Origin of the sequence: Glaciecola punicea (assembly GCF_001756615.1) — a bacterium.
In the GTDB taxonomy this organism is placed as follows: Bacteria; Pseudomonadota; Gammaproteobacteria; order Enterobacterales; family Alteromonadaceae; genus Glaciecola; species Glaciecola punicea.
In genome coordinates, this window is sequence record NZ_LZXY01000003.1 from 372,867 (window position 1) to 386,290 (window position 13,424).

Genomic DNA, 13,424 nt, shown 5'->3' on the forward strand with positions numbered 1-13,424 from the left:
CTTAGCGAATACTGATTATTACTACCACTTAGGGTGGTAATTGGTGACTCAGCATATAATAAATTTGTACCCGCGATTATGGGCCTTTGTGATCATTACGTGTATTCTATGAGAATTATGAGCAACTAAAAAGATGTAGCCTTGATTAACTTTACGATAAATCAAAAAAAAGAACTTGCGACCACGCTGGGTGAATTATTACTCGCCAAAAATGCCACAGTCGCTTCCGTAGAATCGTGCACTGGCGGCGGGGTTGCTAGCGCAATCACCGAGATTGCTGGCTCCTCACAGTGGTTCAATCAAGCGTGGGTAACCTACTCTAATGATGCTAAGCATTCGCTAGTTGGCGTAGACGCAGATGTAATAGACTCATTTGGCGCTGTCTCGCAGCAGGTGGTTATTCAAATGGCAGAGAAAGGCGCGGCGCTTGCTAAGGCTGATTTGTGCATATCAATTAGCGGCGTGGCGGGTCCTGGCGGCGGCAGTGAAGACAAACCCGTTGGTCTTGTGTGGTTTGCAATAGCAGGCAGTGGCATCAAAACCACCTATAGCTTTAATCGACGCTTCACCGGAGATCGTTCTCAAGTGCGAGAGCAGGCAATCGTACTTGCGCTTAAAAAACTGGTCCAATGCCTAGCAGACTAAACCATATTGAGTCTGTTACCATATAACGGTATTACTAGCTGCTTATACGTAAGCAGTTTGCTACTTTTATACATTTTACCTTTTTAGGGCTGTAATTGTGTTTAATGGCTGAAAAAACAGTTAGTTACTAAATAACTTAAATAAATTATTGAAACTGTATGATTATACAGTATACTTGCGATATAAATGATTGCATGCATGGTTTTACAAGCTTATATTTATCGCGCTTACATAGCCTATTCTACATAGCTGAATCACCCTACATTACGCAAGCCGAACATAAGATCAAACCAGACGTTAAAAGGATATCTATTGTGAGCGACAAAAAGAACCAAGCGCTAACCGCAGCTTTAGGGCAAATTGAAAAGCAGTTCGGCAAGGGCGCTATTATGCGCTTAGGCGACAACCAAGCACTTGATATTGAGTCAATATCAACAGGCTCACTCACTATCGATATCGCCTTAGGCATAGGCGGTTTGCCATGCGGCCGTGTTGTTGAAATTTACGGACCAGAGTCGTCGGGTAAAACAACCTTAACCCTACAGGTTATTGCCGAAGCACAGAAAAAAGGTAAAACCTGCGCATTTGTCGATGCAGAGCATGCTTTAGACCCAATTTATGCAAAAAAGCTAGGCGTAAACATAGATGAGTTGTTAGTGTCACAGCCCGACACCGGCGAGCAAGCTTTAGAAATAGTCGATATGCTAGTACGATCAGCAGCGGTTGACGTGGTTGTTATTGACTCGGTGGCTGCACTTACCCCGCGCGCTGAAATTGAAGGCGACATGGGCGCGTCGCACGTAGGGCTTCAGGCGCGATTAATGTCGCAGGCTTTACGTAAACTTACCGCTAATATTAAACGTTCAAATACCATGGTTATTTTCATTAACCAAATTCGTATGAAAATTGGTGTAATGTTTGGTAACCCTGAAACGACAACCGGCGGTAATGCCCTCAAGTTCTATGCATCTGTTCGTTTAGATATCCGCCGCATTGGCGCAGTTAAAGACGGTGACGAGGTAGTAGGCAATGAAACCCGAGTGAAGGTGGTCAAAAACAAAGTGGCGCCGCCCTTTAAACAAGCCGAGTTCCAAATTATGTACGGCTCGGGCATTTCTAAAGAAGCTGAACTAATCGATTTAGGCGTTAGCCAAAAGCTGGTTGAAAAAGCAGGCGCGTGGTACAGCTATAACGGTGAGCGCATTGGTCAAGGTAAGGCTAACGTGGTGAAGTACTTGAAAGAACATGTATCGATGGCAGAAGAAATTGAAGCTAAAATTCGTGCTGAGCTATTAATGCCCAAGGCAAAACCTGCAGATGACGCTGAAGCAGTCGCAGAGTCAAAGGCGCCAAAAGCTGCCAAGCAGGCAAAAGCACCAAACTAATGTAGTGGTTCATTAAGTAGACACTTGTCACCAAGGCGCTTAATACCTTGGTGCTCGATGTCTTGCAGCACGGCAGTGTTGACCTAGATAGTAAAAAGACCTTAGCAGGTCACTGAAAGTTGCTCTTAGGCTATATCACCTCCGTTTTATTAGCGTGATTGGCCTTTACCCCGTTAGATTCAATGAATTTAACGGGGTTTTTTGTGCCTACAAAACAGCAAAGCACGCTACTGTTAACACCAACACAACGGCGCCTCCTTGCGTAATGTTCTTGCCCCCTCTGCGGGTGCGGCTATGTTCAGGCAACCATACCATTACGTACGCCAGTGCACCGCCTGCTACTACACCACCAAAATGTCCCCAAAAGGATATGCCGGGTATTAATAAAGGTAATCCTAAATTAAGCACTACCAGCCCAAATACCGGTGACTTTGTAGGGCTTATACCGCGTCCCCACAAGGTTATAAACATCGCACCGGCTAAACCAAGCACAGCGCCCGATGCGCCTAAGGTAGGCTGCATAAATCCAAAGCTAAGTACTGCAAGTGTACCGCCTATTAATGCACCAAAATACATCAAGCTGAATCGTACACTGCCCAAAGCAGATTCTAGCTGCGGACCCAGCATATATAGCAGGTACATATTAAACGCGATATGCAAAATACTACCGTGTAAAAAACCTGAACTTATCATGCGCCAGTACTGCCCGTCTTGTACTAGCGGGCCGTAAAGTAAGCCCATATTGGTTAACATGTCTTGTGTGGCGAACTGTCCTGCAAAAAATAAAATGTTGGCTGCCATTATTGTAAGTGTGACCGGGCAGCCTTTGGGTAAAGATGGCATGTTTCAAAGATCCTTTAAAATGCAGTGAGTTGTACTCACAAGAAACGACGCGCTCAGAATAAAAGCTAAGCCACCAGTATGCAATATTAATTACCAGTATTACGCAATCTTATACCCAGCGTTTCATTCTTATAGCGGAACCGATTAATTTACACGATATTTCCGATCATGTAATCACCGTTTTCGCCCGCTAAATAATGCTTTAGCCGCTAAGTTTGTGCTATAATTTATGGGTTTTAAAGACATACGAGAAAGTCAATTGCCAATTTTAGCCGCTCAGCAATTAAGCTGTGAGAAACAAGACAGAATTTTGTTTCAAGATATCGATTTTTCTATTAGTAGCGGTGAGCTCGTATTGTTAACAGGTGAAAATGGTGCTGGCAAAACCAGCTTACTTCGCATACTGGTTGGCTTAAGCTCTCCTAACACGGGGCATGTGTCAATTAATGGCCATGTAATAAAAAAAGACATTAACATTGCGACTGCCAACATTGTATATATAGGACATAAGCTAGGTTTAAGTGGCTTGCTAAGCCCTGTTGAAAATTTGCAGTTTTATATGGACTTAATTGGCGCACCCTGTTGCGATACCAACGAAATATTTGACGTACTTTCACTACTTGGGCTTGATGGTTTAGAGGATTTACCGCTTAAGCATTTATCAGCAGGACAACAGCGAAGGGTAGCTTTGGCCAAACTGTGGCTTAATAAAAGCGCGAATTTATGGGTGCTCGATGAGCCTTTCACCGCGCTTGATGTGGCTACGGTGAGTTTATTAGAGCGACATATAGAAAATTTTTTAAAGCAAGGTGCGACAAATAAGCTTGAAGTAAGTGCAGAAACGGATAGTGCAAAAACAAATAGTGCAAAAACAAATAAGGCAAAAACGAAACTACTAGACGACAGCAGTGTCAGCGGTGCAGTAATTATGACTTCACATCAAGCCACAAGCATAGATCACCACAAAACCTTGTTTGACTTAGAGTTTGCTTGGTAATGGCATTAGATTCATCAAGTAATTCGCACCTTACAGCAAAGATTAAAACGGCAGACACGCAAAGTCGCGCGGCAGCTAATCCGAGCGTTTTATCCGCCTTAAAGGCGGTAGCGAAAAGAGATTTTGCGCTTGCGTACCGTCAACGTGCGGAACTAATGCAGCCATTAATGTTCTTTATAATGGTGATTACCTTGTTTCCGCTGGCGATGGGCCCTAATCCGCAAACGCTGCAGTTAGTGAGCGGCGCGGTGGTATGGGTAGCAGCTATATTGTCATTGCTAATGGGGCTTGACCGTCTCTTTCGGGACGACTATGCAAACGGCAGTTTAGAGCAAATGATAATGTCGCCAACCCCGCTTTACATGGTGGTGTTGGTAAAGGTTATTACGCATTGGTTAGTCAATATCGTGCCTTTGTTGCTTATATCGCCACTGCTGGCACTGTTTTTAAACATGACCAATACCATGTACCTAACGCTCATATTTACGCTTTTGTTAGGTACGCCGATAATTAGTTTAGTAGGCGCTATTGGGGTGGCCTTAACCGTTGGCTTACAGCGCTCTGGCGTGCTGGTTGCACTGCTGCTAATACCGCTGTTTATACCGTTACTAATTTTTGCCACATCGGCAATAGAATACGCATCAATGAACTTACCTATTGGTGCGCTCCTTGGTATTATAGGGGCCATGTTATTATTTACGTTGGCAACAGCGCCAGCGGTTATCGCATATTCATTAAAGGTCAGCCAAAACTAATGTGGAAGTGGATTAACTCATTCGCACAACCTGAAAAAGCCTACGGCGCGTGTAATTTTTTCATGCCGTTTTTTGTTGTGGTATTGCTGGTATGCTTGCCATTAGGCACTGTGTGGGGTCTGGTGTTCGCGCCCACCGATTACCAACAGTTTGACGTTTACCGTATTATTTACATTCATGTGCCAAGTTCATCGCTGTCCTTAACGGCGTACATGGCCATGGCAACCGCCGCGTTTGTAGGCGTTGTATGGCAGTGGCGAAGTGCTTTTACGACCATGCTTGCCCTAGCGCCCATTGGCGCGGTGGTATGTTTTATTTCACTGTTTACCGGCGCCGTTTGGGGTAAGCCTACCTGGGGCACTTATTGGATTTGGGACGCTAGGCTAACGTCTCAGCTTATTTTGCTATTTTTATATTTGGGTGTTATTGCGCTGTATGTGTCATTTGATGACAAGCAACAAGGCGCTAAAGCCTCTGCGATAATGGCCATGGTTGGGGTCATTAACATTCCTATTATTAAGTACTCGGTGGAGTGGTGGAACACGCTGCATCAGCCTGCAACAATTAGTAAGTTAGCCAAGCCGTCTATGCCAGCCGACATGGCAATACCTTTGGTAATTGCTATGATAGGCATGGCGGGTTATATCGGCACAGTGACGCTTATTCGCATGAAAAACGAGTTAATAAAACGTGATTCACACCGGCCTTGGGTTTTGCAAGTATTAGACGCTGAACAAGCAAGCGGCAAGCCATTTATTCGCCCTGTGTGGTGGGCGGTTGCCGCAGTATTATTTACCATTGGCGCATTTTTCATGGTGCAGCAAGGCGTGAAGTTTGACAGTCTGGCCGCATTTATAGACATGGGCGGCAGGGGCTTTTTTGTATGGCTAAGCTTTGTAGTCAGTTTTGTAGCCTTGTTTATTTTACTGGTGTTAAGCGTGCTTGACAGAAAAACCATTATTAGCGAAACAAGAAAACAAAAAACGCGCGTGGAACGTATCATGAGAGCCCGTGCCGCAAAAGCCGCGAAAAAAGAGGCCGTTGCAAATAGTTCATAAGCCGTTTATTTACTTATTTATCGATTGAGACAACACATGAACCAACGAAGAAAACAAAGACTATTCGCCGTTAGCAGTATTATTATCCTTGTCGGTGCGGCCATCACGATCATGCTGGTGAGTCTAAGCGACAACGTCGATGCGTTTTATACGCCCAGCGAAATCGTTGAAGGTAAAGATAGAAACGGTGAAAAACCGACCATCGGCCAGCGTCTTCGAATTGGCGGTATGGTCGTGCCGGGAAGTGTTTCGCGCGATATTCATTCACTCGCGGTTAGTTTTGATTTAGTCGATATTGGCCCCGCAGTGACGGTGCAGTTTCAAGGTATATTGCCTGACTTGTTCAGAGAAGGTCAGGGCATAGTGGCAAATGGCACATTGAAAAACGCCACGCTTATATTGGCACACGAAGTGTTAGCTAAGCACGATGAAGAGTACATGCCGCCTGAATTGGCCGAAAAAATGAAAGGCGTTACGCACATACCACCAGCACAGGGGACTTATTAATGATACCCGAAATAGGTAATTTCACACTCGTTGTTGCCTTAGTTGTCTCTATGCTATTGGCGGTATACCCGCTGTGGGGCGCACAAACTAACAACATGACCATGATGAAAATGGCGCGGCCATTAAGCGTTGGCCTATTCGTATTTACCCTAATTGCGTATATCTGCTTGACGCATTCATTCATGACTGACAATTTCAGCGTGATAAACGTGGCCCAAAATTCAAATAGCCAACTGCCTTGGTACTACAAAATGACCGCGGTGTGGGGCAGTCATGAAGGCTCATTCTTGCTGTGGGTACTCATATTTTCCATCTGGACCTTGGCAGTTGCACTGTTTTCAAAAGGCATACCCCAAGCCATGGTAGCGCGCGTGCTGTCGGTGCTGGGTATGGTCAGCTTTTCGTTTTACTTATTCATGCTCATTACGTCAAACCCCTTTGACAGTATGCTGCCGTTTTTCCCTGTAGACGGACGTGATTTAAACCCCTTGCTACAAGATTTTGGCATGATTATTCATCCGCCTTTGCTGTACATGGGCTATGTAGGATTTTCAGTCGCCTTTGCTTTTGCAATTGCTGCACTCATTGGCGGTAAGCTTGACTCAACTTGGGCAAGATGGTCACGCCCGTGGACAATTGCCGCGTGGAGCTTCTTAACGGTGGGAATTTCACTGGGCAGCTGGTGGGCTTATTATGAACTTGGCTGGGGCGGATGGTGGTTTTGGGATCCGGTCGAAAACGCGTCGTTTATGCCATGGCTAGTGGGTACTGCACTCATGCACAGCTTAGCAGTTACCGAAAAGCGTAAAATATTTCAATCGTGGACAGTATTACTTGCCATTGCCGCTTTCTCTTTAAGCTTATTAGGGACTTTTTTAGTGCGCTCGGGCGTATTGGTGTCGGTGCATTCTTTTGCCAACGATCCTGACCGTGGCTTATTTATACTAGGCTTGTTGGTGGTCGTCATTGGTGGATCTTTATTACTATATGCGGTGCGTGCATCGCAGCTAAAGAGCACTGGTCGCTACGATATGTTTTCGCGTGAAATGATGCTTATGGGTAACAACGTGTTACTTATTGCCGCTACCATTGTAGTGTTGCTAGGCACCTTATTCCCGCTAGTACATAAAGAGATTGGCTTAGGCACTATTTCTATAGGCGCGCCTTTCTTTAATCAAATGTTTACCTTGCTAATTGTGCCTTTTGTGCTGTTTTTAGGCATTGGCCCGCTTACTCGCTGGAAATCACAAAAGCCAGAGATGCTGCGCAATCAGCTTATCTTTGCCTTTATTTTGGCGGTGTCGGCAGGGTTTTTAATTAACATGTCTTACGATGAGCGCACCTATATGGCGTGGCTGGGGCTCACCATGAGCTTCTGGATCATTATATCGTCTATTCTTGAAGTACGTCAGCGGGTAACGTCAAACACTAGAGACGAGCCATTATGGCCCTCATTAAAGCGCCTTTCCCGCAGTCATTGGGGCATGGTATTAGGGCACCTTGGCTTTGCGGTAACGCTTATTGGTATTACTTTGGTTAGTAACTACGAAATGGAGCGCGACGTTAAGATGGTGCCTGGGCAGCGTATCCAAATTGCCGACTATGAAGTATTGTTTACGGGCATGAAAGAGATACAAGGGCCCAACTATATTTCAGATATGGGCGTGTTCGATGTGTTTAAAAACGGCAAGCTGGTGAGTCATTTAGAGCCAGAAAAACGCTTTTATTCTGTCCAGCAAATGAGCATGACCGAAGCCGGCATTCATACCACACTTACGCGCGATTTGTTTGTGGCAATGGGTGAGCCTCTTGATGGTGACTCGTGGTCGGTGCGTATGTACTACAAGCCATTTGTGGTGTGGATTTGGGGCGGTACCTTTATTATGTGTATTGGCGGTATATTCTCTATATCAGACAAACGCTACCGCATTAAGAAGATTGCAAAAGTAAAAAATACGAGTAGTGGCAGTAGTGAAAGCGCAAACGAGGGTGAACTTGCCGCGCAGTCTCGTGTGCAGCTTAATAGCGCAGCGCAAACTAAGGGCAGTGCATGATCCGCTTAGCCAGATACCTTATTCCCCTATTCGTTTTTTTGGGGATGTGTGTATTTTTGTATAAAGGCTTATATGCTGACCCCACTATTCGAAAGTCGGAAGTGTTGTCAAAGCCATTTCCGGTGTTTGAACTTCCCGACTTAGAAGACGTTCAGATACTGCATACAAATGAAATATTTGACGGAAAAGTTACCTTAGTTAACGTGTGGGGCGTGTGGTGTATTACCTGTGCTATAGAGCTGCCGTACTTAACTGCGCTGTCTGAAAATGGCTTAACGGTAGTAGGTTTGTATTATGATCAAGATATTGATCCTAATTTTGGGACCAAAACCTTAACGCGTGTCAGACAAGAGGTGGCCGAAACGGTTTCGCGCTATGGTAATCCGTTTGCATTTAACATATTTGATGTGTTTCGCGATACCGCTTTAGATTTAGGCGTGACGGGTGCGCCCGAATCGTTTTTAGTGGACGAGAACGGAGTTATTCGCGTGCATCATTTAGGCGATATTAATCCTAGAGTATGGCGCCAAAAGTTTTCGCCTGTACTAAATGAAATTGCCCCCAGTATTGAGGCGAGTATTGCCCTGATGAATGATGCCATTACAGGGGCACAGGCAGGTATCGGCGAAGGAGTAAGCGGTGAGTAAAAAACCTGTTTTAAAAAGCCTAAGCAAGTTTGTACGCAGTGTTGGTGTGTGTATGGCTGCATGTATCGGTGTAGCGGCTTTTACGCTTTGCACGCCTGCACTTGCGCAAAATAGTGACGGCGTTGGGCAAGCAGCGCCGATTCAGCAGACTGAATTGAACCCACAGTCGCAGCCGCAGCCAGGTCAAACGCCAGCAGGCCTGCAGGAAAGGCCTAAGCAAGAATACGCTGAAAATTATGTTTTTGTTGATGCGGGTAAACGCAGAGAGTTTTTAGAACTCACCGCTGAACTACGCTGCCCCAAGTGCCAAAATCAAAATATAGCCGATTCAGATGCGCCTATTGCCCACGACATGCGCCGTAAAACCTATGAACTGATGCAAGAAGGCAAGGACAAGTCACAAGTAATAGAATGGATGAAAGTGCGCTATGGCGACTTTGTGCATTACCAACCGCCTGTGAATGCAGTGACTATTTGGCTATGGGTGCTGCCCGTACTGTTTGCAGTCTTAATGTTAGTATTTTTCATTCTTAGGCGTAAGCCTGATATAGAGCAAGATATAGAATCTAAACTTGCTCGCGCCGACCAGATGTTAAAGGACGACTAAGTGACTTATTTTTACGTATACGCTGTTGGCATTGTGCTAGTGGCGATTGTTTTTGTATGCTATCCCATGATTAGGCTCAAACTGATATCACCTGGGGCAAAAGCCGCTGGTAAATCGTACGAGCTGTCAAATGCTAACGTTATTAAGCAGCGCATTACCGAGTTGGAACGTGAAGTCAATGAAGGCCTTATTGACGCCGATGAAAAAGAAAACGCAATACGAGATTTAAAACTTGCGCTGGTGGCCGAAACACCAGTGGTAGACAAACGAGTACAGGGCCCATTGAACCCTCTTTTACTAATTGGTTTGGCGCTGCCCGCCATTGCTGTTGGTGTGTGGGTATATCTGCATTCAAATCAGCTTACGGGTTTGCTTGCCTACAAAGAATCGACCTTACAAATAGATGACCTACGAGCAAAACTAGACGCGCAAGGTCCACAAAGTTTAACTCCCAACGACTTTGCTAAATTTGCTTTATCTATACGCAGTAATTTACGCGACAACCCAGATGATGCCCGCGGATGGAGTTACTTGGCCATGGTTAGTACGTCTATTGGCCGTGTTGACGAAGGCATAGCGGCATACGAAAAGGCGCTTGATTTGACCCCGCAAGACGACGCTTTGCGCTTCAGATTTGCAGAAGCTCTCATGCTGCAGGGGACCGAGGGCAGTCTGCAAAATTCTGCTCGCCAGCTCCAATTTTTGCTACAAAAGCAGCCTGAGAACGGCAATAACAGACTATTGCTAACGTCGGTGGCAATTCAACTACAAGACCCTGAACTAGCGGTGAGTCAGTTTCAGATGATAAAAGACGACATGAACCCTACTAGCCAGTTTTATCAGACACTGGTAACAGAGCTTAGAAAACTTGGCGTAACAGATGTTGCGATTGTGGGTGAGCCTTCAACGGCGGCGCTTATACCGCCAATGCTGTCTAATATGGAAGATATATCAGCAGGCGCGTTAGCAATACCCGTGTCGCCGGATTCGTCTGCTAATGAATTATTAATTAACGTTAATATTAGCGATGAGTTACAATCTAGTCTACCCAATGCAGCGTACTTAATAGTATTCGCGCAGCACAGCGATGGTCGCAGTAGGGCGCCATTAGCGGTAAAACGCTTCGCATTGCCAACGTTACCTGTGCAGCTTAGTTTGTCAGACAGCGACGCTATGATCCCTGCGATGAACTTAAGCTCGGCTAGCATGGTTAACATTACGGCTAGAATTTCGCTTGATGAAGATGTAATGCCAAGTGCAGGTGAGTTAGAAGGTTCAGCCTTGTCGATTGATTTAGCCGCAGTTAACAACACAGATCCCTTAGGCATCAATGTAGTGATTGATAAACTACTTTAATTTAAACGCTTATATACACCCATGAAATAATAAGCAACACAGTATCCAAGGAGAATTTGGTTTGAGTCTTAGTATTTCGACCCATCGTGACCTAAGCGGTTTACATCAAAAAGCAGTATTAACATTGGCTATGTTAGCCGTATTTGTTATCACAGGGTGTGCGGCGAATAAAAATATAGAGGTGGCAGCTGCGTTCAATGATCCTGCAGACGCTAAGCTAAGCAATTCAGCCCCGGCAGCGAGTGGGCAAGCCGATACTGCTATAGCTAATGATGCATCAGATATTTCTTATGAGAGCACGCGAGATAGCGCCATTAACGATACTTCGCAAACCGCATCAACTGGTTCAACAGCGCCAACAAATAAAATATGGGACCCGCTAGAGCCGATTAACCGTGTAGTGTGGGATTTCAACTACGAGATACTAGACAGGTTTTTGGTTAAGCCATTAACTAAAACGTATGTCGCGATCACCCCACAGCCGATCCGAAACGGCTTACTGAACGCGTCTGACAATATTGAAGAACCCGTCAACTTTATTAATAACCTACTGCAAGGTAAAGCGCAGGATTCGGCTAGCAGTGCGGCGCGATTTGCGATAAATTCTACCGTTGGTATTCTCGGCATTTTTGACGTTGCCTCATCTATGGGGATAGAGCGCAAAGAAGAAGATTTTGGAGAAGTACTAGGCGTTTGGGGCGCAGGAACCGGGCCCTACCTAATGCTGCCCGCCTTAGGCCCTAGTGATATACGCAGCTTTACCGGTCGTGTGGTAGACGGTTACATTTGGCCGAACACAGTTCTTGCCGATCCGTACTTAATAGCGGCATTAGCGGTTTCGGTTATTGAAACCCGCGCTTCCTTGCTAGAGCAGGAAGAAATCTTGGAAAGATCCTTAGATCAGTATCTGTTTGTTCGCGATGCATACTTTCAGCGCTTAGCGTTTAAGGTAAGCGACGGGGCGATTAAACAGAAAACAGAAGAGGAGATTGAAAAAGAGCAAGATGATTTTTCCGACTTTGAAGATCTGCTAAACGGGTCTTAACTTAACGCAAGCCCGCTTTCTAAGGTTGTTCAGGTAGTAGGATAACCCTCTGGATTATTGCTTTGCCAGCGCCAAGAATCTGCGCACATTTGTGCCAAGCCTTTTTCAGCTTTCCAATTAAGCTCTTGTGCAGCAAGTTTGGGATCTGCATAGTAGGCGGCTACATCACCGCCGCGTCTTTGCGCAATTTCATAGCTTATTGTTCGCCCGCTTTCTTTTTCAAACGCACTTACTATATCAAGCACACTATAGCCTTGCCCAGTGCCAAGATTGCAGGTAAATAAACCACAGGCAGTATCAATTTTATCAAGTGCTTTTAAATGGCCATTGGCCAAGTCTTCAACGTGGATATAATCGCGCACACCGGTACCGTCGTGGGTGTCGTAGTCGTTGCCAAACACCTTTAGCACTTTACGCTTGCCTGTGGCAACTTGGGTAATAAATGGCATTAAGTTATTAGGAATGCCGTTTGGATCCTCCCCAATTTTGCCAGAAGGGTGCGCGCCTGCTGGGTTGAAGTATCTTAGTAACACGATATTCCAACTATTATCAGATTTAAATACGTCGGCCAGCATAAGCTCAACCATCAGTTTAGACATGCCATAAGGATTAGTTGGTGTACCCGTAGGTAAACCTTCATGTAGGGGCAGTTCGACAGGATCGCCATAAACGGTGGCAGATGAGCTAAATACTATGTTCTTCACATTATGCTTAGCCATGGCCTGACATAAATTAAGCGAACCGTATACGTTGTTTTCGTAATACATCATGGGCTTTTCAAGCGATTCGCCCACGGCTTTTAAGCCGGCAAAGTGAATGACAGAGTCGATATTATAATCGGTGAAAATGTTATCTAAGCACGCAGAGTCGCGGATATCACCTTTGATAACGGTAGCCGATTTGCCTGTAATTTGCGCTACGCGTTCAAGACTCACAATCGAAGAATTAGAAAAGTTATCAAGCACTATTACATTGCAGTTTTGTTCTAGCAACTGCAGCACAGTGTGGCTGCCAATATAACCACTGCCGCCTGTGACTAAGATAGTTTTCATTTGTCTTCCTCAGGGTTTTTTACTTTAATATATTTGGCGCTAAGCGAGTACTGTAGTGGTTTTACAAATAGCGGATAAAGCAGCAAAATTAGGCCTGCCCACGCCAGTGACCACCAGCTTTCAACCGCTCTTAGTACTAAGGTAAATGTCGGCACAATGACGAGTAACTTGATGATGTTGAGCAAAGTTTTCTCAGGAATAGTCATTTTTTTTGCAGCGCTTTCTAACACAGCCATGCGCTCGGTGACCGAGAGGCCTTTGAGTTGGGGAATGTTTTTGGTTGATGTGTATATTTTCAAATTTAGCTCCTGTTTGTGGAAAAATTATACCACACGCTGGTGAAAATGTGAGGATCAGCCTTTCATTTTAATATACACACTATGAAGCTCCAGGATATAATAACAAAAGTGCAATTTAGTATATTTTAATTTGGAATCTATGTGACTTTATTTTGGTATTTAGTTAGTATTGGC

14 protein-coding genes and 1 pseudogene are annotated in these 13,424 nt (G+C 45.1%); 12 read left to right on the forward strand and 3 right to left on the reverse strand.

Features of this window, described 5'->3' with window-relative positions:
* The first annotated feature begins 141 nt into the window (after nt 1-141).
* Both BAE46_RS05775 and recA read left to right on the forward strand, forming a co-directional pair.
* Entirely contained in the window at nt 142-645 is a 504-nt protein-coding gene (locus BAE46_RS05775; protein WP_006004663.1) for a CinA family protein, read from the forward strand.
* 314 nt (nt 646-959) lie between these two features.
* Nucleotides 960-2,030 (forward strand): recombinase RecA, encoded by a 1,071-nt coding sequence (recA, locus tag BAE46_RS05780; RefSeq protein ID WP_040520510.1) that lies wholly within the window; start codon nt 960-962, stop codon nt 2,028-2,030.
* Between the two features lie 207 nt (nt 2,031-2,237).
* Here the strand turns inward: recA and BAE46_RS05785 are convergent, their stop codons facing one another.
* Nucleotides 2,238-2,873 carry a rhomboid family intramembrane serine protease gene (locus BAE46_RS05785; RefSeq protein ID WP_006004667.1) on the reverse strand — a complete coding sequence of 212 codons (636 nt, stop codon included), beginning with the start codon at nt 2,871-2,873 and terminating at the stop codon, nt 2,238-2,240.
* Nucleotides 2,874-3,102: 229 nt separating this feature from the next.
* Between BAE46_RS05785 and ccmA the strand changes: the two genes are divergently transcribed.
* The 10 genes and pseudogenes from ccmA (at nt 3,103) to BAE46_RS05830 (ending at nt 11,899) form a co-directional block, all read left to right on the forward strand.
* Nucleotides 3,103-3,870 (forward strand): cytochrome c biogenesis heme-transporting ATPase CcmA, encoded by a 768-nt coding sequence (gene ccmA, locus BAE46_RS05790; protein ID WP_006004669.1) that lies wholly within the window; start codon nt 3,103-3,105, stop codon nt 3,868-3,870.
* Entirely contained in the window at nt 3,864-4,625 is a 762-nt protein-coding gene (gene ccmB / locus BAE46_RS05795; protein WP_006004670.1) for a heme exporter protein CcmB, read from the forward strand. Before ccmA ends, ccmB begins: the two co-directional genes overlap by 7 nt.
* Nucleotides 4,625-5,356 (forward strand): annotated as a pseudogene (gene ccmC, locus BAE46_RS05800) (heme ABC transporter permease CcmC); the annotation flags it as partial. The gene ccmB and the pseudogene ccmC, both read left to right, overlap by 1 nt.
* 129 nt (nt 5,357-5,485) lie before the next feature.
* Nucleotides 5,486-5,683, forward strand: a complete 198-nt coding sequence (gene ccmD, locus BAE46_RS14995) for a heme exporter protein CcmD (protein WP_238528945.1) — start codon at nt 5,486-5,488, stop codon at nt 5,681-5,683.
* 36 nt (nt 5,684-5,719) lie between these two features.
* Nucleotides 5,720-6,190 carry a cytochrome c maturation protein CcmE gene (gene ccmE, locus BAE46_RS05805; protein WP_006004675.1) on the forward strand — a complete coding sequence of 157 codons (471 nt, stop codon included), beginning with the start codon at nt 5,720-5,722 and terminating at the stop codon, nt 6,188-6,190.
* Nucleotides 6,190-8,244: a heme lyase CcmF/NrfE family subunit gene (locus BAE46_RS05810; protein WP_006004677.1), complete on the forward strand. Its 2,055-nt coding sequence runs from the start codon at nt 6,190-6,192 to the stop codon at nt 8,242-8,244. The genes ccmE and BAE46_RS05810 overlap by 1 nt, the downstream gene beginning before the upstream one ends.
* Nucleotides 8,241-8,891, forward strand: a complete 651-nt coding sequence (locus BAE46_RS05815; protein WP_006004679.1) for a redoxin family protein — start codon at nt 8,241-8,243, stop codon at nt 8,889-8,891. The genes BAE46_RS05810 and BAE46_RS05815 overlap by 4 nt, the downstream gene beginning before the upstream one ends.
* On the forward strand, nt 8,884-9,498 hold the full coding sequence (locus tag BAE46_RS05820) for a cytochrome c-type biogenesis protein (protein ID WP_425307098.1): 615 nt from the start codon (nt 8,884-8,886) through the stop codon (nt 9,496-9,498). The genes BAE46_RS05815 and BAE46_RS05820 overlap by 8 nt, the downstream gene beginning before the upstream one ends.
* Nucleotides 9,499-10,854: a c-type cytochrome biogenesis protein CcmI gene (gene ccmI, locus BAE46_RS05825; protein WP_070111947.1), complete on the forward strand. Its 1,356-nt coding sequence runs from the start codon at nt 9,499-9,501 to the stop codon at nt 10,852-10,854.
* Between the two features lie 61 nt (nt 10,855-10,915).
* Nucleotides 10,916-11,899 carry an MlaA family lipoprotein gene (locus tag BAE46_RS05830; RefSeq protein ID WP_244884988.1) on the forward strand — a complete coding sequence of 328 codons (984 nt, stop codon included), beginning with the start codon at nt 10,916-10,918 and terminating at the stop codon, nt 11,897-11,899.
* Between the two features lie 29 nt (nt 11,900-11,928).
* Here BAE46_RS05830 and galE read toward each other — a convergent pair whose 3' ends face one another.
* Together galE and BAE46_RS05840 are read right to left on the reverse strand one after the other, a co-directional pair.
* Nucleotides 11,929-12,951 carry a UDP-glucose 4-epimerase GalE gene (gene galE, locus BAE46_RS05835; RefSeq protein ID WP_070111948.1) on the reverse strand — a complete coding sequence of 341 codons (1,023 nt, stop codon included), beginning with the start codon at nt 12,949-12,951 and terminating at the stop codon, nt 11,929-11,931.
* Nucleotides 12,948-13,250, reverse strand: coding sequence for a DUF6170 family protein (locus tag BAE46_RS05840; RefSeq protein WP_006004689.1), 303 nt, complete (start codon nt 13,248-13,250; stop codon nt 12,948-12,950). The genes galE and BAE46_RS05840 overlap by 4 nt, the downstream gene beginning before the upstream one ends.
* Nucleotides 13,251-13,424: the final 174 nt, after the last annotated feature.

Coding starts and splice junctions, on each gene's coding strand:
- BAE46_RS05815 (WP_006004679.1), top strand. CDS start 8,241: ATGATCCGCTTAGCCAGATACCTTATTCCCCTATTCGTTTTTTTGGGG.
- ccmD (WP_238528945.1), top strand. CDS start 5,486: ATGGGCGGCAGGGGCTTTTTTGTATGGCTAAGCTTTGTAGTCAGTTTT.
- ccmA (WP_006004669.1), top strand. CDS start 3,103: ATGGGTTTTAAAGACATACGAGAAAGTCAATTGCCAATTTTAGCCGCT.
- galE (WP_070111948.1), bottom strand. CDS start 12,951: ATGAAAACTATCTTAGTCACAGGCGGCAGTGGTTATATTGGCAGCCAC.
- BAE46_RS05785 (WP_006004667.1), bottom strand. CDS start 2,873: ATGCCATCTTTACCCAAAGGCTGCCCGGTCACACTTACAATAATGGCA.
- BAE46_RS05810 (WP_006004677.1), top strand. CDS start 6,190: ATGATACCCGAAATAGGTAATTTCACACTCGTTGTTGCCTTAGTTGTC.
- ccmE (WP_006004675.1), top strand. CDS start 5,720: ATGAACCAACGAAGAAAACAAAGACTATTCGCCGTTAGCAGTATTATT.